This is a genomic window from Jeotgalibacillus malaysiensis, from assembly GCF_044789845.1.
Taxonomy (GTDB): domain Bacteria; phylum Bacillota; class Bacilli; order Bacillales; family Jeotgalibacillaceae; genus Jeotgalibacillus; species Jeotgalibacillus malaysiensis_A.
On sequence record NZ_CP085252.1, the window covers coordinates 2,456,749 to 2,475,009 of the forward strand.

20 protein-coding genes are annotated in these 18,261 nt (G+C 43.3%); 12 read left to right on the plus strand and 8 right to left on the minus strand.

Features of this window, described 5'->3' with window-relative positions:
• Nucleotides 1-43 precede the first annotated feature (43 nt).
• Complete coding sequence (locus LG330_RS13170) at nt 44-1,393, plus strand: sodium-dependent transporter (RefSeq protein WP_404409603.1); 1,350 nt, start codon at nt 44-46, stop codon at nt 1,391-1,393.
• A gap of 217 nt (nt 1,394-1,610) precedes the next feature.
• On the opposite strand, the gene LG330_RS13175 is transcribed toward LG330_RS13170, so the two are convergent.
• Complete coding sequence (locus tag LG330_RS13175) at nt 1,611-1,874, minus strand: DUF1871 family protein (RefSeq protein WP_404404523.1); 264 nt, start codon at nt 1,872-1,874, stop codon at nt 1,611-1,613.
• A 68-nt stretch (nt 1,875-1,942) separates the two neighbouring features.
• Between LG330_RS13175 and LG330_RS13180 the strand changes: the two genes are divergently transcribed.
• Entirely contained in the window at nt 1,943-3,106 is a 1,164-nt protein-coding gene (locus LG330_RS13180; protein WP_404404525.1) for a MalY/PatB family protein, read from the plus strand.
• 243 nt (nt 3,107-3,349) lie between these two features.
• Here the strand turns inward: LG330_RS13180 and LG330_RS13185 are convergent, their stop codons facing one another.
• Both LG330_RS13185 and LG330_RS13190 read right to left on the minus strand, forming a co-directional pair.
• Nucleotides 3,350-3,556, minus strand: coding sequence for a hypothetical protein (locus LG330_RS13185; RefSeq protein WP_404404527.1), 207 nt, complete (start codon nt 3,554-3,556; stop codon nt 3,350-3,352).
• 80 nt (nt 3,557-3,636) lie between these two features.
• The gene (locus LG330_RS13190) at nt 3,637-4,341 is read right to left on the minus strand and encodes a peptidylprolyl isomerase (RefSeq protein ID WP_404404529.1); all 705 of its coding nucleotides are present in this window, start codon (nt 4,339-4,341) and stop codon (nt 3,637-3,639) included.
• An 88-nt stretch (nt 4,342-4,429) separates the two neighbouring features.
• On the opposite strand from LG330_RS13190, the gene LG330_RS13195 reads away from it, so the two are divergent.
• Nucleotides 4,430-4,810, plus strand: coding sequence for a kinase-associated lipoprotein B (locus LG330_RS13195; protein WP_404404531.1), 381 nt, complete (start codon nt 4,430-4,432; stop codon nt 4,808-4,810).
• Nucleotides 4,811-4,842: 32 nt separating this feature from the next.
• Here LG330_RS13195 and kapD read toward each other — a convergent pair whose 3' ends face one another.
• A complete protein-coding gene (gene kapD / locus LG330_RS13200; protein ID WP_404404533.1) occupies nt 4,843-5,454 on the minus strand; it encodes a 3'-5' exonuclease KapD in 612 nt (203 codons plus the stop codon).
• Nucleotides 5,455-5,651: 197 nt separating this feature from the next.
• Here kapD and LG330_RS13205 point away from each other — a divergent pair, with 197 nt between their 5' ends.
• The gene (locus LG330_RS13205) at nt 5,652-6,851 is read left to right on the plus strand and encodes an MFS transporter (protein WP_404409605.1); all 1,200 of its coding nucleotides are present in this window, start codon (nt 5,652-5,654) and stop codon (nt 6,849-6,851) included.
• A 21-nt stretch (nt 6,852-6,872) separates the two neighbouring features.
• Nucleotides 6,873-8,723: a transglycosylase domain-containing protein gene (locus tag LG330_RS13210; protein WP_404404535.1), complete on the plus strand. Its 1,851-nt coding sequence runs from the start codon at nt 6,873-6,875 to the stop codon at nt 8,721-8,723.
• Between the two features lie 242 nt (nt 8,724-8,965).
• Here the strand turns inward: LG330_RS13210 and LG330_RS13215 are convergent, their stop codons facing one another.
• Nucleotides 8,966-9,541, minus strand: a complete 576-nt coding sequence (locus LG330_RS13215; RefSeq protein ID WP_404404537.1) for a DUF5366 family protein — start codon at nt 9,539-9,541, stop codon at nt 8,966-8,968.
• A 319-nt stretch (nt 9,542-9,860) separates the two neighbouring features.
• On the opposite strand from LG330_RS13215, the gene LG330_RS13220 reads away from it, so the two are divergent.
• The 7 genes from LG330_RS13220 to mnhG are packed head-to-tail and all read left to right on the plus strand — an operon-like array spanning nt 9,861 to nt 15,628.
• Complete coding sequence (locus LG330_RS13220) at nt 9,861-12,263, plus strand: Na+/H+ antiporter subunit A (RefSeq protein WP_404404539.1); 2,403 nt, start codon at nt 9,861-9,863, stop codon at nt 12,261-12,263.
• A complete protein-coding gene (locus LG330_RS13225) occupies nt 12,263-12,691 on the plus strand; it encodes a Na(+)/H(+) antiporter subunit B (RefSeq protein WP_404409607.1) in 429 nt (142 codons plus the stop codon). The genes LG330_RS13220 and LG330_RS13225 overlap by 1 nt, the downstream gene beginning before the upstream one ends.
• On the plus strand, nt 12,691-13,032 hold the full coding sequence (locus LG330_RS13230) for a Na(+)/H(+) antiporter subunit C (RefSeq protein WP_404404541.1): 342 nt from the start codon (nt 12,691-12,693) through the stop codon (nt 13,030-13,032). Before LG330_RS13225 ends, LG330_RS13230 begins: the two co-directional genes overlap by 1 nt.
• Entirely contained in the window at nt 13,025-14,506 is a 1,482-nt protein-coding gene (locus tag LG330_RS13235; RefSeq protein WP_404404543.1) for a Na+/H+ antiporter subunit D, read from the plus strand. Before LG330_RS13230 ends, LG330_RS13235 begins: the two co-directional genes overlap by 8 nt.
• Nucleotides 14,507-14,512: 6 nt before the next feature.
• Nucleotides 14,513-14,989, plus strand: coding sequence for a Na+/H+ antiporter subunit E (locus tag LG330_RS13240; protein WP_404404545.1), 477 nt, complete (start codon nt 14,513-14,515; stop codon nt 14,987-14,989).
• Entirely contained in the window at nt 14,989-15,273 is a 285-nt protein-coding gene (locus LG330_RS13245) for a Na(+)/H(+) antiporter subunit F1 (RefSeq protein ID WP_404404547.1), read from the plus strand. Before LG330_RS13240 ends, LG330_RS13245 begins: the two co-directional genes overlap by 1 nt.
• A complete protein-coding gene (mnhG, locus tag LG330_RS13250; RefSeq protein ID WP_404404549.1) occupies nt 15,257-15,628 on the plus strand; it encodes a monovalent cation/H(+) antiporter subunit G in 372 nt (123 codons plus the stop codon). Before LG330_RS13245 ends, mnhG begins: the two co-directional genes overlap by 17 nt.
• Here mnhG and LG330_RS13255 read toward each other — a convergent pair.
• From LG330_RS13255 to LG330_RS13265, 3 genes are all read right to left on the minus strand, one after another.
• Nucleotides 15,625-16,008: a hypothetical protein gene (locus tag LG330_RS13255; protein ID WP_404404551.1), complete on the minus strand. Its 384-nt coding sequence runs from the start codon at nt 16,006-16,008 to the stop codon at nt 15,625-15,627. The genes mnhG and LG330_RS13255 overlap by 4 nt on opposite strands.
• A 60-nt stretch (nt 16,009-16,068) precedes the next feature.
• Nucleotides 16,069-16,458, minus strand: a complete 390-nt coding sequence (locus LG330_RS13260) for a hotdog fold thioesterase (protein ID WP_404404553.1) — start codon at nt 16,456-16,458, stop codon at nt 16,069-16,071.
• A 275-nt stretch (nt 16,459-16,733) separates the two neighbouring features.
• Nucleotides 16,734-18,053 (minus strand): Na+/H+ antiporter family protein, encoded by a 1,320-nt coding sequence (locus LG330_RS13265; protein WP_404404555.1) that lies wholly within the window; start codon nt 18,051-18,053, stop codon nt 16,734-16,736.
• Nucleotides 18,054-18,261 lie beyond the last annotated feature (208 nt).

The following is an 18,261-nucleotide window of genomic DNA, read 5'->3' on the forward strand; positions in this document are numbered from 1 at the left end:
CTTGTATACTTGTAGTAGCATATACAAATCAATGAAAGAAGAGGTGGAACTGATGAAGTCACAGCAATGGTCGTCAAAGATCGGTTTTATACTGGCTGCTGCCGGTTCAGCAATTGGTCTGGGTGCGATCTGGAAGTTTCCGTATATGGCGGGATCAAATGGCGGGAGTATTTTTCTGCTGTTTTTTATATTATTTACAGTATTAATTGCAGGGCCGATCCTGCTGGCTGAATTTGTGATCGGGAGACGCGGGAAGTCTGATGCAATCTCCACTTACAGAAAGCTTGCTCCTTCAAGCGCATGGCCGTTTGTCGGATATTTAGGTACAGTAGTCGCAATTATTATCCTTTCATTTTACAGCGTTGCGGGTGGATGGATACTTTCGTATCTGTTCCGAAGTGTAACCGGAAGTCTGATGGGGCTTTCTCAGGAGGAGTACGGCGGATTATTTGAAACAATTATCTCCAATCCGGTTGAAGTGCTGCTCGCTCAGGCAATCTTTATGATCATGACAATCGCAGTCGTGCAGACCGGGATTCAAAATGGGATTGAACGCGCAAGTAAAATCATGATGCCTGCATTATTAATTATGTTTATTATTCTTGCGATCAGATCACTGACGCTTGATGGTGCTTCTGAAGGACTGGCTTACTTATTCATTCCTGACTGGAGCTATATGACGAGTGAAACGATGCTCCTTGCACTCGGGCAATCATTTTTCGCACTGAGTGTCGGGGTTTCTGTTATGGTTACTTACGCTTCTTATCTGAAGGATGATGAAAATCTCGGGAGATCAATGGGGTCAGTTGCGATTTTAAATATCGTCATTTCACTTCTTGCTGGTATCGTGATCTTCCCTGCAGTATTCGCTTTCGGTTTTGAGCCTGGTGAAGGTCCTGGACTTGTGTTTGTTGTACTGCCGGCAGTCTTTAATGAATTGGCATTCGGCGGACTGTTTATGTTCGTGTTCCTGGTCCTGCTGCTGTTTGCGACATTAACATCAGCATTCTCGATTCTCGAAATCGTTACAGCCTCCCTTTCAAGAGGCCGTCCTGAAAAACGTAAAAAGTACGCCTGGATCTCAGGTACGCTGATTTTCATTGTCGGACTTCCAAGTGCATTATCATTCGGTGTTCTGACGGATGTGACGATTAACGGGCTGTTGATATTTGATTTTGCAGACTATGTAGCCAACAACTTCGGGCTGCCACTCGGTGCATTATTAATCAGCTTGTTTGTCGGTTTCAGACTGAAAAAAGAAGATGTATTTGCAGAACTTGAAAAGGGTGCAAACGGTCATGCGAAATGGATGCATGTCTGGTACTTCCTTATTAAAATCCTTGCACCACTCGCGATTATCGCAATCTTTTTGCAGTCGCTTGAGATTATTTAACAGGTAATAGAAGTTGTGAAGAGACAAGCTAAACAATCTGTTGATTAAACTATAAGTGTAGCGGAGCGTAAGGCGGCGACTCCGGGACGATTAGCGGGATAGCTGAGACCCTCTTGGCGGAGCCGAAGGGGCTCAGCGACCGCCGTCCGGAAAGCGTTCGCCTGAAGCGCAGCGAAACGACGAAGAGGATGAGACATTTATTTGTCCCATCCTCTTTTTATGCTTCACCCGTATTCATTTTCACTGCAAGCAGCTTGTATGAAACTTTCGTGCACTCCTGAAGCGGAATCCACTTTTCAAAAGTACGCTCATAAATGGCCTGTATCTTTTTCGCAAGGTCACTCGGATGATGAAGTTCATGCACAGCATCCATTACTTCTGCAATTTCCACATCATAGCCTTCTTCCCCCACTTCAAAAGGGTCCCACTCCTGCAGGATCATGACCAGCTTTAAATTCATTTCACTCAATTCTAAATTCATATGCCCCACCTAATTATTATGAAAAATGCTTAATCTATCATACCATAGAATAGAGATATAGAAAGGATGTGTTTCTGTTGAATATTTTTGATACTGAATTAAAACGAAAAGGAACGTATTCTGTTAAGTGGGATATGATGAAGGATGTATTCGGGACAGATGATCTGCTGCCAATGTGGGTAGCTGATATGGATTTTCTGCCACCAGATGCAGTCGTAAAAGCAATGAAAAAGCGAATGGAAGAACCGCCATTCGGCTATACATTTGTACCGCCTGAAACAGCAAGAATCATTTCAAAGTGGCTTGAGAAACGACATGCCTGGAAGACAAGCGCTGCCTGGTATATGTATTCACCCGGCGTTGTTCCTTCGATCGCAACCGCAGTCAGAGCGCTGACTGAAAAAGGTGATCAGGTGCTGACCATGACACCTGCCTATCCGCCATTTTTCAGCATGGTTGAACAGAATGAACGGGAGCTCGTACTGACGCAGCTGGTTGAGAAAAATACCCGCTATGAAATTGACTGGGATGACCTGGCACGTAAGCTGAAAGACGTCAAAATGTTTTTGCTGTGCAGTCCGCATAATCCGTCAGGCAGAATCTGGACTGAAGAGGAATTGAAGAAAATCTCTGATATGTGCAAGCAGGAAAATGTTTATCTTGTTTCTGATGAAATTCACTCAGATCTCGTGTACCGCCACGCAAAGCATGTACCTGCAGCACTTGCAGCTGAGGACGACGCACACATCATCACATTCGTCGCACCGTCAAAAACATTTAACCTGGCAGGCATGCAGGCTTCTGCCGTGATTGCTTCTGATGAGGAAGTCCGTAAAAAAATGCAGGAGGACCAGGGTAAACAGGGATTCTTTACGCTTTCCACATTTGGCATAACTGCAATGGAATCGGCATACTCTGAAGGCGAAGAATGGCTCGAACAGCTCATTGATTATCTCGAAGGAAACCTTGAAATTGTGAGAAAAGGTATTCAGGAAATTGACGGCCTGTATCTGATGGAGCCTGACAGTACTTACTTGTTATGGATTGATGCACGTGAAAAAGGGTTGAGTGAGGATGAAATGAAAGAATTACTTTACCAGAAAGCAAAGCTCGGCGTTGATACGGGTGAAAAATACGGCAAAGGCGGAGAAGGCTTTATCCGTATGAATATTGCTTCGCCACGCGCGATGGTGGAGGAAGGTATGGAGAGATTGAAGAAGGCTTTTGAATAAGCTTTGGGCTGAGAACGAATGTGTCGAAGTAGGTATTTTTTCAACTGAGGTAGATGGATGTGCTGTTTGAGTACTGTATTCGCGGGTTTGAGTGCGCGATACAACCGGGTTGACTACTCTATCACCGCATTTGAGTGCACTATACTCCATCTCGACTGACATAAACGCAGCTTCGATTACTCTTTTATAAACAAAAAAGGCTGGATCTCAACATCACATTCTTGAGATCCGGCCTTTTTATATTTAAGAATGAGTATCCTTACGATTCATCATTTTTTCTTCAAGCTTTCTCGCTTCATCTGCCTGACGTTTTGATACGCGCACAATCCACTTATACGTCACGTATGTCAAGATTACGAATAACAGCAGCCATAACCCAGCCGGCAGGTATTCGGATTTATCCTCAGGGAAGTATAGGAAAAGCTGTAAGACAAACCATTCAGCAACCATTGGCCGCCCTCCTCACATCTGTCTGATACACTCATTATAACAGCCGATAAATCAGACTTCACGTGAACAATTCGTGTACGCTACTCTTCAATTGTAATGGATTCAATCACAATGTCTTCTTCAGGGGCCTCATTGACTGTTTCAGTTGCAGCAATCTGATCCACAACGTCCATTCCTTCAATCACCTGTCCGAACACTGTGTGACGGTTATCAAGCCATGGTGTACCGCCGCGTTCTGCGTATATATCAATGATCTCCTGCGGGAATTCAGCCTCTTCCATCTGACCGATCATATCTTCAGCAACAGTGTCTGCCTGTACGATGAAAAATTGGCTGCCGTTTGTATTCGGTCCTGAGTTGGCCATCGACAGTGCACCTTTCATGTTGATCAGTGACTCATCAAACTCATCTTCAAATGGCTCTCCGTAAATGCTCTCTCCGCCTGCACCAGTTCCATCAGGGTCTCCCCCCTGAATCATAAAGTCCTGGATCACACGGTGAAAAGTCAGTCCATCATAATAGCCGTTTTCAGCATGTGTCATAAAGTTTTCTACTGCTTTTGGCGCCTGATCAGGGAACAGCTTCAGTGTAATGGTTCCTTCTGACGTCTCCATCGTTGCTACCGGCTCATTTTCAGCAGGTTCAGGATTTGTCTGAGGATATCCTTCTACAACTGCATATTCCGGTTCAGTGCTTTCAGTTTCAGTCGCGCTTTCTTGTTCTTCCCCGCCGCATGCTGACAGAATAAATAATAAAGATATTGGTAATAGTGCTTTTATTTTCATGATTATCGCCTCCATTTAATACTTTAGACGAACGAAAAGAAAAAATCATCATTTTAAGGTAAACTTATGTTAAAGGAGTGGAGATTTTATGAACCTGGTTAAAGCATTTTATAAAACCGGTGCTTATATTGGTGAGGTTGACCAAGTACATAATGAGCATCAGGTGATCCGGATTAAAAGTGTGATCAAGCATCCTGAGCAGGGAGATCTGCATAATCCCAAACAGGTGGATGTAGCTTTTTTTCATGAGCGTAAGGCGCTTGCCTTCAATGAGCGGGCAAATATCCCATCATCTATGATAAAACCATTTGACGGGGAGCTGACAGACTACAATGAAAGTCTGATCCAGTCAGTCATAAGCCTTGAGGAAAAGCTGGAGGCTGAAGATTCTCCTTATCACAATAAAAGCCTTGAAGCGCTGCAGGGTGTTAAGCGTGAATATGAATTGATGTATAATCTGAAATTCTGACAATAAAAAAGAACCCATGCACGGGTTCTTTTTTATTGGGCGAGAAACTGCCTCAGCGCAGAAAAATCCACACGGTCTCCAATGGTTGTTGATTCTGACCGGTTCAGATATTTTTTGTCTTTTTCTACAAGCTGGTAAATATGATAGGTGGTCATGGCGTCATCAAGGGCTTTATGATGCTTTCCGGTCCCATCTTTGCCATATTCCTGAACTGCCTTCCACAATCCGGTTTGATTCCGGTCACCAAAAAATCGTTTATATTCCATAGACAGGTCTACAAATTCTCCTGTGAAAGGAAAATGCAGCTTGGCAATCTGACAGTTCTGTTTTAATACTTTCATATCCATGTTGCCCCATGTAACGACTTTGCATGGACCTGCCTGATTGTATTCAGCCAGTTTTTCCACGAGACTGTGAAGTGTGATCCCTTGATCCACTTGCTGCTGGCTGATATTTAAAAAGTTTTTGCACCTGCGGGATAGCCGCTTAAAAACACGGGGTTTCACATAGCTTGAAAACTGTTCCTGCTTCCCACCCTGCACTGCCAGCAGACCGACTTCAATAATTTCAGGAAAAAAACCTTTATGTCCTCTTCCCTCCGGCATGGAGAATTCAAAATCAATAAAAATGGTTACTTCATTCATACTACCCCCCCTTATGCTGTGGAATGATCCACAAAAATGTTGGGTTTATTATACCACGGGACAGATAAATGTTTATATAAATGTCTGAATTTTCATACGACAATTTCCGTGATGCTTTGTTGCACGATGTATTCAAAGGTGTATAATTACTACGGTACACGAAATAACGAATGAAATGAATACAAGAGGTGTTTGCAATTACTTTTGAAAAGAAGAATTTGACGATTATGTGGGTAGCGAACTTTTTAGTCGCTGCCAGTGCTACAATGATTTTACCGTTTTTATCTCTCTATATAGAAACAATGGGAAATTTCTCTCCTGAATATGTTCAGAAGTGGTCCGGTCTGGTTTTCGGGATTACTTTTCTGACCGCATTTTTCGTATCGCCAATCTGGGGCAGATTTGGTGACCGCTTCGGATACAAACCTATTTTGATGATCACAGGTTACGGGATTGCCTTCAGTATTTTTATGATGGGCTTTATTGATTCAGTCCTCGGTTTGTTCATTTTAAGAATGTTTATGGGTGTTGTAACCGGCTTTATTCCGACCTCTCTTGCTTTAATTTCCTCACAGACACCAAAGCATATTGCAGGCAGAACGCTTGGCACCCTTCAGATGGGTACAGTGACCGGTGGATTATTCGGACCGATCCTTGGAGGATTAATGGCTGATGCTTTCGGATTCAGCTATACCTTTATCATTAATGCCATTGTGATTTCAATTGCTGCCACTGTTGTGCTGTTTGGGATTACAGAAAAGAAGAAATCTGCCGATAAAAAGAATGAGAAAACTTATACGAGAAAAGAAGTTTTTAAACATATTATAACTCAGCGCATGCTTTTGACAGTGATGGTGCTGTCATTTCTTGTTCAGATGGCAAACTTCAGCATTCAGCCGCTGCTTGCACTATATGTAGACGGGCTGACGAGTGCTGCAAATATTGCTTTTCTCTCAGGACTCGCCTTTTCTGCCACAGGATTTGGGAACCTGATTGCAACAAGGGGCTGGGGAAGGCTTGGTGATGCGATCGGGTACACGAAAGTACTGACGATTCTGCTCGTCCTGTCTGCCGCATTTATTATTCCTCAGGCACTCGTCACAGAGCTGTGGCAGCTGATTATTCTAAGATTTTTATTCGGGATTGCAATTGGCGGCATCATTCCGAGTGTGACCGCATTTATCAGGCACGCCGCTCCTGTATCCATGCAGGGTGAGGTGCTTGGTTACAATCAGAGTTTCAGATTCCTGGGTAACGTTGCCGGTCCTGCATTTGGGGGATTACTATCCGGTTATATCGGAATCTCATCTGTATTTTATGTGACAGGATTTTTATTCTTGAGTGCATTCGGTCTGCTTTGGTGGAGCAGACAGCAGGTAACAATTGAAGATCATTAAGTTGAAATGGAGAATTGCTCTATGCGCATGACAATAGGTTTTACGGGTGTATTATTACTGGTCCCGCTATGCATCTTTCTATGGGTTGAAATGGATAAAGAAATGAAAACGCAGGCTGCTTTTCAGCAGGCGGTATCTGAAAAAGTTGACGTGGATCAGATTCAATCTAATGAGACAAGCTTCCTTCTCGATAAAGATGGAAACCGTTTTGCTCAAGGCAGTTCAGGCGTGAGGCTTTATGCCACGGATGAAGAAATTCCACAGTTTTTAAAGGATGTAACTGTGTATTCAGAAGATCAGAATTTTTATGATCATATTGGCTTTGATGCAGGAGCAATTATCCGGGCTGTTGTAAAAAACCTGGTCTTTACCCATATTCAGCAGGGCGGAAGTACGATCACACAGCAGCTTGCGAGAAATCTATATTTAACACAGGATAAAACCTACAATCGTAAAATGACTGAACTGTTTTATGCAAATGAACTGGAGAAGAAGCTGTCTAAAGATGAAATTCTATCAGCCTATTTAAATATCATTTATTACAGTAACGGGGTTTATGGAATTAAGGGTGCATCGATGTACTATTTTGATAAAGACCTGCATGAGCTGTCAAAAGCTGAAATGGCTTTTTTAGCAGCAATTCCTAATAATCCTTCAAAATATGATCCAATCAACAATTTCGATCAGGCAAAGGTACGTCAGGAAAGATTGCTCGATGTTATGGTGCTTGAAGAGATGATGGACAGGGAAGAAGCTGAAGCACTGAAAGCAGAACCTATCACCCTTCAGCAATATGAAAACACGGATCTTTATCCTGATTATGCAGTCTATGTAGAATATGAATTAAAGCAGCTGATCGCTGAACAGGAAGGCTTTAAAGATCGCCTGAATCGCGCAGAAAAGTCTTCTGTCAGAGAACAGATCAGCCAAGAGCTTAGCCAGCGGACAAATGAGGTACTCGGTTCAGGTATTATGATTCACACCGCACTCGATCCGGCTCTTCAGCAGAAAACGGTCGCTGCTGTTAATGAAAACCTTCCATATAAAGGTGTAGAAGGAGCCGCTGTTCTGATCAATAATGTTTCCCGGGAAATAGTAGGGATCGCCGGCGGTAAAAACTATCAGAAGTATAATTTCAACCGTGCGTACCAGGCCGTTCGCCAGCCTGGTTCAGCCATTAAGCCGCTCATTGTCTACGGGCCCTATATCGATACATTCCAGCCATTTTTAAGTCAGATGGTAAATGCCAACAGCTTTTGTATCGATAATTACTGCCCTGAGAATTATGGCGGAGTTGAGTATGGGGATGTATCCTTATCCAGAGCATTTCTTTTATCTCTTAATACACCAGCAGCCAGATTAATGAATGAAACAGGGATTGATTTGTCATTCAATTATTTAAATGCATTCGATTTTGATTCAGTCCAGCCCGGTGACCGGACACTCGCAGCTGCATCCGGCGGCTTCACTTACGGCATGTCACCGCTTGAACTGACAGACGCCTATACGAGTTTCATAGACGGAAGCTATACACCTGCTCATGCCATACGCATGGTAACAGATACTGCCGGGAACGTACTCTATGAATGGGAAGATAAAAAGATCCCGGTTTGGTCCGCTCAGACTACCTCTAAAATGAGGGAACTGCTGAACACTGCAGCGGTATCCGGGACAGGAAGCCCGGCCTACCTGAATAAGCCGTATATCGGGATTAAAACTGGAACAACAAATGAATGGGCTGACTACTGGACAGTCGGCTTAACAGACCAGTATACAGGGGGCGTATGGGTTGGATATGACCTGCCTGAAAACATGAGAAGCATAGAAACTGACCGACCTGCTCATATGATCTGGAAAGATATGATCAGGTAAATCGTTTCTTCAATTAAAAAAGAACAATGGTGTATTTTATACGCACCATTGTTCTTTTTGTTATTAAAGTTATGTTATAGATGATGATTGTTTCTGCACAGCTGGTGATTCTCGCTGCAAGGGGCGGCTCGCAGGAATGGACGTATGAGGCCATGGCGAAGCCTGCTGGCTCACCGCCCGGCCGCGGAAAGCATCCCCCCTCTCGCTACAATCATCAGCCAACTTTAACACAGCTATTTCACTTAAGCAGGCAGCTGCTCCAAAATCGGAAGGCTTGCAAGCAGTCCATTATATAGTCTGATTACAACATACAACACAGCCGAAATCATCGCAGACCAAACCGTAATCTCAAACAAAATCACTCCGACAGTTCCACCTGCAGACAGCGTCGTACTTACTTTCATCACAAAATAAATAAAGTAAATAAACGATGTCACAGCAAATATAATCAGCAGTCCCCTGATAGAAGAAAGACTCATAATCGTTACAAGTGAGCCGAAGAAATAAATGAGCGATCCCGAGCGTACACGGGTCAATGCCTCTCCCTCTTTATCTCTTGAGAAAAAGAGCAGTGCCACTTCATTCACAGTTTCAGCAATCAACTTTAACGCTGCAAAAATCATAAAGCAAACTATCATGAGTACAATCAAAATAAAGATTTTTAATTCGAGATCAGACAAAAACTCTCTCATTCCTGCGTAAATGCCAATTCCCCTGAATAATTCAGTCAGCACTCCTGTTCCATATACTGAAAACGATAAGCTGAACATTAAAATTGAAAATAAAGGAATATACCCTGTTAAATATGTATTCTTCATCTATGACGCTCCCGGTAATTCATCTACTCACATGATAATCGTTTCTGCCGTTTTTTAAAAGGAAATTCCAAAAGATTCTAGCATTCGCCGTCATTTTTCGACACGAAGATGTAAAAATTTTATGTCCTCTGATCTATTTCTTCCTATATATAAGCACAGAATAAAGCCTGTTATACAAGTGATTCCATTATGCATATACACATCTTTTACGTTATACTTACTTTTATACGAGATATAAAAGATCACATCACTAAGGACTTCCGTGTAAGACGAGAGTCCTTATTTAAATGTGTGACAGAATTTTAAGGAGGGATCTTCATTGTCGCTGCTTCACTTAGCCATCTTACTGCCATTTATTGCGGCGGTATTTGTCCCTTTTTTATTTAAGGGCTTCCGTTCGATTCATACGGGATGGTTCGTCTTGCTCGTTCCGCTGGCACTGTTTATTTATTTTATCCAGTACATGCCGGTAACAAGCAGCGGACAGACAGTTTCACAAACATTTGAATGGATTCCGTCACTGGGCATTAATTTCACTGCCTATGTTGATGGACTCGGGCTGTTATTTGCCCTTCTGATTACAGGTATTGGATCACTTGTCGTGCTTTATTCGATCTATTATCTGGCTAAAGAAAAAGAAGCACTTCATAACTTTTATGTTTACTTACTGATGTTTATGGGTGCAATGCTTGGAGTCGTGCTTTCAGATAACATGATTGTGTTATATATGTTCTGGGAGTTTACTTCGATTTCATCATTCCTGTTAATTGGTTACTGGTATGACAAAGAGCGCTCACGTTATGGTGCTCAAAAATCAATGCTGATCACCGTATTCGGTGGTTTATCAATGCTTGGCGGTATTGTACTCCTGTACATTATGGGTGGTACCTTCAGTATTCGCGAACTGATCGGAATGTCAGGAGATCTGATGGCAGAGCCATTATTCCTGTTTGCGATGATTCTGATCTTACTTGGTGCATTCACGAAATCTGCACAGTTTCCTTTCCACGTCTGGCTTCCGGATGCAATGGAAGCTCCGACGCCGGTATCAGCTTACCTTCACTCAGCAACAATGGTAAAAGCAGGTATCTATCTTGTGGCCCGTATGAGTCCTGTGTTTGCTGAATCAGGTGTCTGGTTATGGCTCGTTGCAGGCTTTGGTATCTTCACTTTATTCTGGGGATCCTTTAATGCAGTAAAACAGACTGACCTGAAGGGAATACTCGCCTTTTCAACGATCAGTCAGCTCGGTCTGATTATGTCATTACTCGGACTTGGTGCAGCTGCACTGCATTTTGACACACTTGATGAAAATATGTATATGACAGCAACAATTGCAGCAGTCTTCCATCTGATTAACCACGCAACCTTTAAGGGAGCGCTGTTTATGATGGCCGGTATCGTGGATCATGAAACCGGGACACGGGATATCAGGAAGCTTGGCGGCCTTGTTAATCTGATGCCGATTACATTTACGATTGCCATTATCGGTTCATTTTCAATGGCAGGTCTGCCACCTTTTAACGGATTCCTGAGTAAGGAAATGTTCCTGACAGGTATGATTTCTGTATTTGAGCTGGATCTGTTCAATTTAAATACTTGGGGTATTTTATTCCCTGTCATTGCATGGATCGCAAGTGTATTCACATTTATCTACAGTATTATGCTTGTTTTTAAAACGTTCCTTGGGAAGCCTCAGTTTGACAAGCTTCCGAAAAAGCCGCATGAAGCACCTATCGGGATGTTAATCTCCCCTCTTGTGCTTGTTACACTGGTTGTTATTTTCGGATTCTTCCCGAACCTGCTGTCTAACAGTATGATCAAGCCGGCAGTTGAATCGATTCTGCCGAGCCTGACTGATGCAGGACAGGAAGTGTATGTAAATATTTATTTCTGGCACGGGTTTACACCTGAGCTGTTTATGACACTCGGTATTATTCTGGTAGGTACGCTAATGTATGCCACGCTTGCGAAATGGCAGGGCATTTACAACCGCATTCCTGAAAGATTCACAATCAATGGTATTTATGACCGCAGCCTGGATCGAAGTGAATCTGGAAGCTTTAAGCTGAACGAATTTGTCATCACAGGCTATATGAGATCCTACCTGATCTATATTTTCGCATTCTTTGTAGTGATTCTCCTGTCTACACTCGGTAGCCGTGATGCATTTGCAGTAGATACTTCAAATCTGGCAGAGATCAGAATTTATGAAGTTGCGCTTGCACTAGTCCTTATTGCCGGTGCGATCACAATTCTATTTGCTAAATCAAGACTGACTTCGATTGTTTTGCTTGGTGTAGTCGGTTATTCAGTTGCCCTGTTCTTCGTATTCTTCAGAGCGCCTGACCTGGCACTGACTCAACTTGTGATTGAGACAGTATCTGTAGCGTTGTTCCTGCTGTGCTTCTATCACCTGCCTGAGATCAGCAGAAAAGAAGAGCGTATGAAATTTAAGCTTGGTAATGCGGTCGTTTCGATTTTAGTTGGTGTGACAGTCACACTGATTGGGATTGCTTCATTCAGCAATCAGTCATTTGAATCGATCTCTCAATACCATATTGATAATGTATATGAGTTGGCAGCGGGCGGTAACATGGTGAACGTTATTCTTGTTGACTTCCGTGGCTTTGATACATTCTTCGAAATTTGCGTACTTGCCATTGCAGCATTGGGAATTTATGCGATGGTCAACTTCCGCGGAGTTAGGAGGCAAAAATGATGAAGAAACAACCGAATGATTTGATCCTTCAGACTGTAACAACAGTCATCTCTTTTATCATTCTTTTATTCTCCATCCATTTATTCTTTGCCGGCCACTATACTCCCGGCGGAGGATTCATCGGAGGATTGATGACTGCAGCTGCGCTTGTGTTGCTGCTGCTTGCTTATGATATAAAAACGCTGAATACAATTTTGCCATTTGATTACCGGCTGATGACAGCTCTCGGTCTGATGATCGCCCTTTTAACAGGGGCTGGGGCACTATTGTTTGATGTACCTTTTCTTACACACGCATACGACTATTTTGATTTGCCGCTTTTAGGTGAGACATCGCTTCATACAGCTGTGTTATTTGATATCGGCGTGTATATGGTCGTAATCGGAGTAACGATGACCATTATTCAAACGATTGGGGAGAGTGAATAATGGAGATTTTAATGTCAATTGTTGTAGGTATTCTGTTCACATCTGCCGTGTATCTAATGCTTTCAAAGAGCCTGCTGCGCGTGATCATTGGAACAGCATTACTCAGTCACGGTGCCCACTTGCTTCTTTTAACAATGAGCGGTCTTAAAAGAGGTGATGCGCCTGTTCTGATGGATGGCGTTACATCTTACGCTGACCCATTACCTCAGGCACTTGTTCTGACAGCCATTGTAATCAGTTTCGGGGTAACGGCTTTCTTCCTGGTACTTGCCTACCGGGCATATCAGGAACTTGGAACAGATAATATGGAAGAAATGAAAGGGAATGAGTCAAATGATTAACTTACCATTATTACCGATACTCGTTCCGCTTTTCGCTGCTGTCACTTTAATGTTCTTCCCGAAACACATTAAAGCACAGCGGATCATTTCATTAATTGGAATTGCCGGAACAATCATTGTTACGATTGTGCTGGCAGCAGAAGTAAAAGCGAATGGTATCCAGACTGTTAACCTTGGAAGCTGGCCTGCACCTTATGGAATTCCACTGGTGTCAGATATGCTTTCAGTACTATTAGTCCTGACATCTAGTATCCTGACATTCTTTGTTGTCTGGTATGCGATGATCTACATGGATGAATCTTATGAAAGATACTTTTTCTATATTGGCGTCATGTTCCTTTTAACAGGAATCAATGGTGCCTTTACAACAGGTGATATTTTTAACCTGTTCGTATTCTTTGAAGTTTTTCTGATCGCATCTTATATGCTGATCGCATTAGGCGGTAAAAGCGGACAGCTGCGTGAATCTATTAAATACGTGCTGATTAATGTCATATCGTCTGCACTGTTTGTAGCAGGTGTTGCCTATCTGTATTCAGTTGTCGGCACCTTAAATATGGCGAACATCTCCCAGCGAATTGATGAACTGGGCAGCCCGGGGATCATTACAGTCATTGCAATCTTTTTCCTGATTGTCTTTGGATTAAAAGGTGCAATCTTTCCGCTGTACTTCTGGTTACCCGGCTCATACAGCGCACCACCGATTCCGATTCTTGCACTGTTTGGTGCATTGCTGACTAAAGTTGGTGTCTACTCAATCATGAGAACGTACACACTGTTTTTCTATCATGATCAGGGCTTTACGCATCAGCTGCTGGCCATCCTTGCACTGCTTAGTATCGTGGTTGGTGTGATTGGCGCAATTGCTTACAGAGATGTGAAAACAATCATTATTTATAATATTGTAATTGCTGTCGGTGTTATTCTTTACGGTGTTTCTGCAATGACGCCTGCAGCTCTTGAAGGAGCAGTCTTCTATCTTCTTCATGACATGATCATTAAAGCAGCGCTATTCCTGCTCGTTGGCATTATGATGGCCATTGCAGGCGCTAGTCACCTGAACCAGATGGGCGGCATGATTAGGGATTATCCGCGTATTGGCTGGACTTACCTGATTGCAGCGTTCGCGCTTGCCGGGATTCCGCCACTCAGCGGATTTATCGGAAAGCTGCTGATCGTTCAGGGTGGCTTTGAGACAGGTGATATGGTCGGACCATTGCTCATCCTGCTATCAAGCTTACTCGTTTTGTATTCAGCAATGAAGATCTTTATGAATGGCTTCTGGGGAACGCCAAAAGAGTATCACGGAGCAAAAGCTCACCTTGCAAACCGCCTGTGGGTACCAGCTGCAGGATTAGTGCTGATTGCCGTTGCATATGGCGTTGGCTCTGAAGCAGTATATCCATTTATTCAAATGGCGGTAGAACCACTCATCGATCCTGCAATCTATATAGAAGCAGTGTTAAAGGAGTAATGTGATATGCCATTTCAAATTTTATTAAATTTCTTTTTAGCGTTCCTGTGGATGTTTTTAACCGGGTCATTCAGTCTTTCAAGCTTTATCATCGGGTATTTGCTTGGTCTTCTTGTGATCTTTGCTATGAGACGCTTCTTTCAGACCAGACTCTATATCTTCAGAGTCTGGGCCATTATCAGGCTGACGGTTCTGTTTACTTATGAGCTGATTAAAGCCAATGTTGAAGTACTGGTGATTGTTTTACGACCGAAAATGGATTTAAAGCCTGGTATTTTTAAGTATGATACAAAGCTTGAGCACGGCTGGGAAGTTACGCTGCTGTCTCTTCTGATTACACTGACACCAGGAACACTTGTAGTAGATGTAAGCGATGATAACAAAACGCTTTATATTCACGCACTGAACGCTTCTGATATTAAAGCGAATGTTTCATCGATTCGTGACGGCTTTGAAAAAGCAATTATGGAGGTGAGCCGCTAATGCTGGATATCACTGTATATATCGCACTTGTCGCATTTGCGCTTGCCATGATCGGCATCGTCTTCCGTGCGATTAAAGGCCCTTCTGTTGCAGACCGCGTGATTGCGCTCGATTCACTCGGCATCAGCCTGATTGCAGTCACAGCACTGTTTTCCATCCTGCTGCGTACGAGCGTATTTCTTGAGGTTATCTTATTGCTTGGGATTCTGGCCTTTATCGGTACAGTTGCCTTCTCAAAATATATCGAGAAAGGAGCGATTGTAGACCGTGATCGACGTAAGTGAGTATTTCGTAGTCGCATTTATCCTAATCGGTGCCTTCTTTGGCGTCGTTACTGCGATCGGGCTGATCCGTTTACCCGATCTCTACACCAGAACGCATGCTGCTTCTAAGAGTGCTACGCTTGGTGTGATGAGTGTCTTAATTGGTGCGCTCCTCTTCTTTATCACAGAAGAAGGCATGTTTAATTCCCGGATTGTGCTCGGTATCTTCTTTGTACTGATCACAGCTCCTGTAGGCGGACACCTGATCGCCCGTGCCGCATATAATACAGGTGTCAAACTTGCACCCGAAACAGTCCAGGACGATCTGGCAAAGAAAGAAGAACTTGAGTCAAAGAAAAACTCATCCGGGGATTAATTCCCGGATGAGTTTTTTGATTCATATAAAGTCTGATCAAATGAACCATCTTCCTGATAAACTTCAAGCTGACCTCCATGATCTGTTACATAGGATTTTGCTTTGCCTTCAAGATCCCCTTTTGTTTCTTCCACATAGATTGCTTTGTCAGAGCCTTTTTTTACAAGCTGCCAGCCATCATTATGCTTTTTCAGCTGATATGTGTCCTGGTCATCTTTTTGAACCGCCTGCTTTGCTTTGTCTGTCGCAATCGCAATGACTCTGCTTTCATCGTAATTCTGTTCGCGTAAAAGTGCATTCCCGATTTCTATCGCCTTATTTCTGACATCAGGGTCAAGGTTATTCCATGAATCAGGATAATCGTTTTTACTCCAGGGCATCAATAATCTCCTCCTCATTCTCATTGTTCATTCTTTTCCACGCGAGAAGGAAATTAAACCCTATTTACGCTTCGGTACGACTGCGACTGTGCAGCGTGAAATACAAAGCAGCTCCTTTTCTTCATCCACAATTTTAATTTCCCATACCATTGTGGTCTTTCCTTTATGTATAATCTCAGCAATCCCTGTTACAGTACCTTCTTTTTTAGCCTTAATATGATTTGCGTTTATCTCAAGACCAAAGCAGCTGTATTCATTTAAATCAACCATTGCAGCTGATCCCACACTTGCCACTGTCTCAGCGAGTGCGACTGATGCACCGCCGTGCAGAAAACCAAACGGCTGATGCGTCCGCCCATCTACAGGCATTTCAGCAACTGCTTTCCCCTTTTCAACGCTGATCATTTTGATCCCCAGTGCATCCATCAGTGTATCTCTATTCCACTCCATCTTGACTCCCCCTTTTTTCTATCATCTCTCAGCGGGGATTGGTTGGCAAGGGTTTTGGATTTGGCGGGGTTCGACGCTCGCGGGTGGATGTTCGGTGTAAAACCTAATGTGTTCGGCGTTTGACATTATATGTTCGACGTAATACATCAATTGTTCGACGCTTATCATTAATCGTTCGACGCTTATCATTAATCGTTCGACACTTAGTGACTTTAGACTCATAATGAAATTCATCTAAAAAGGACCCTGACCACTTAGTCAGAGTCCTCACCTTTTTATAGTACGAGCGCAGCAATCCAGCCGAATAAAATCAGTGGAATATTGTAGTGCAGGAATGTCGGCACACATGTATCCCATATGTGGTTATGCTGTCCATCTGCATTCAGACCGGCTGTTGGGCCAAGTGTACTGTCTGATGCAGGAGAACCGGCGTCACCAAGCGCACCTGCAGTACCAATCAGCGTAACTGTTGCCAGTGGACTGAATCCAAGCTCAAGCGCTAACGGCACAAACAGCACGGCAATGATTGGAATCGTCGCAAATGAAGAGCCGATTCCCATTGTAACAACCAGACCGACGACCAGCATGAGCAATGCACCGACTGCTTTGTTATCCCCAACCAGGTTTGCCGCTCCATTCACAAGGCTTTCAACAGCCCCTGTCTCAGTCATTACAGCTGCAAAACCATTAGCTGAAATCATCACAAAACCGATAAACGCCATCATTTTCATTCCATCAGTCATCAGTTGATCCTGATCACGTAGCTTTACTGTTCCGCTGACAAATAAGACAGCAAGACCAATGACCGCACTAAAGACCATCGATTGGAATACGGACTGAATCACAAGCGCAGCAATGATTGCTGCAATCGTTACAATCAGATCTTTTGTTGTAATAGCTTTGGCATCCCCATCCTGAAGTGATACCTTTCTGTTCTGATACTCTCTCGGCTTGCGGTAGCTGATGAAAATCGCCACCAGCAGTCCAAGAATCATACCGGCAGTCGGAATCAGCATCGCTGTTGGAATGACATCCATATTTATTTCAAGCCCGCTCAGTTCCATATTAGTCGCAATCGTATCATGGAAAATCTGACCGAAGCCGTATGGCAGTAATATATACGGGGCGGTTAAACCGAATGTGATCACTGTCGCAATCAGTCTTCTGTCAATTCCAAGCTCATTCATGACCAGCAGTAAAGGCGGGATTAAAAGAGGAATAAACGCAATGTGCACAGGTACAACATTTTGAGACATGATTGAAATAGATAAAATAGCAAGAATGACAAGTACCTTAGGAAGTGCCTTCGTTCTCGGTTCCCCTTCCTTGCTGACAGCTGCTACAATTTTATCCACCATCAGCTTTGGCAGCCCTGTATATGAGATCGCAACTGCAAATCCACCTAACAATGCATAACTGAGCGCAATATTCGCTCCACCGCCTACACCATCAGAAAACACACTCACTGTTTCTTCTACAGACAGACCACCAGTCAGCCCACCCACTGCAGCACCAATAATCAGCGCCGCCACAACATTTACTCTGATCAGACTTAAGACCAGCATAATTAAAACCGCAATGACAACAGCATTCATCTATATGAACTCCTTTTTAGAAAATTCTTTACTCTGCTAAACAGGTAACGTATTAAAACACCTTTCATACATTAACAGAGTAAAAGCGAGGTTGTCAATGGGTTAGGATTTAGCGGCGGAGCGGGGGTGGAGCGAGAATTATTTGGAATGATTACAATAATGGCACGGGCGGGGACGGAGTTAAGTGATTCACTTTTAGAATCATTCC

Bases quoted from the DNA above. Each gene is read 5' to 3' on its own strand.
- kapD (WP_404404533.1), bottom strand. From the start codon at position 5,454: ATGAATGAAGTAACCATTTTTATTGATTTTGAATTCTCCATGCCGGAG.
- LG330_RS13195 (WP_404404531.1), top strand. From the start codon at position 4,430: ATGAACCTGGTTAAAGCATTTTATAAAACCGGTGCTTATATTGGTGAG.
- LG330_RS13265 (WP_404404555.1), bottom strand. From the start codon at position 18,053: ATGAATGCTGTTGTCATTGCGGTTTTAATTATGCTGGTCTTAAGTCTG.
- LG330_RS13235 (WP_404404543.1), top strand. From the start codon at position 13,025: ATGATTAACTTACCATTATTACCGATACTCGTTCCGCTTTTCGCTGCT.
- LG330_RS13190 (WP_404404529.1), bottom strand. From the start codon at position 4,341: ATGAAAATAAAAGCACTATTACCAATATCTTTATTATTTATTCTGTCA.
- LG330_RS13175 (WP_404404523.1), bottom strand. From the start codon at position 1,874: ATGAATTTAGAATTGAGTGAAATGAATTTAAAGCTGGTCATGATCCTG.
- LG330_RS13245 (WP_404404547.1), top strand. From the start codon at position 14,989: ATGCTGGATATCACTGTATATATCGCACTTGTCGCATTTGCGCTTGCC.
- LG330_RS13210 (WP_404404535.1), top strand. From the start codon at position 6,873: ATGCGCATGACAATAGGTTTTACGGGTGTATTATTACTGGTCCCGCTA.
- LG330_RS13230 (WP_404404541.1), top strand. From the start codon at position 12,691: ATGGAGATTTTAATGTCAATTGTTGTAGGTATTCTGTTCACATCTGCC.
- LG330_RS13260 (WP_404404553.1), bottom strand. From the start codon at position 16,458: ATGGAGTGGAATAGAGATACACTGATGGATGCACTGGGGATCAAAATG.
- LG330_RS13225 (WP_404409607.1), top strand. From the start codon at position 12,263: ATGAAGAAACAACCGAATGATTTGATCCTTCAGACTGTAACAACAGTC.
- LG330_RS13255 (WP_404404551.1), bottom strand. From the start codon at position 16,008: ATGCCCTGGAGTAAAAACGATTATCCTGATTCATGGAATAACCTTGAC.
- LG330_RS13240 (WP_404404545.1), top strand. From the start codon at position 14,513: ATGCCATTTCAAATTTTATTAAATTTCTTTTTAGCGTTCCTGTGGATG.
- LG330_RS13185 (WP_404404527.1), bottom strand. From the start codon at position 3,556: ATGGTTGCTGAATGGTTTGTCTTACAGCTTTTCCTATACTTCCCTGAG.
- LG330_RS13215 (WP_404404537.1), bottom strand. From the start codon at position 9,541: ATGAAGAATACATATTTAACAGGGTATATTCCTTTATTTTCAATTTTA.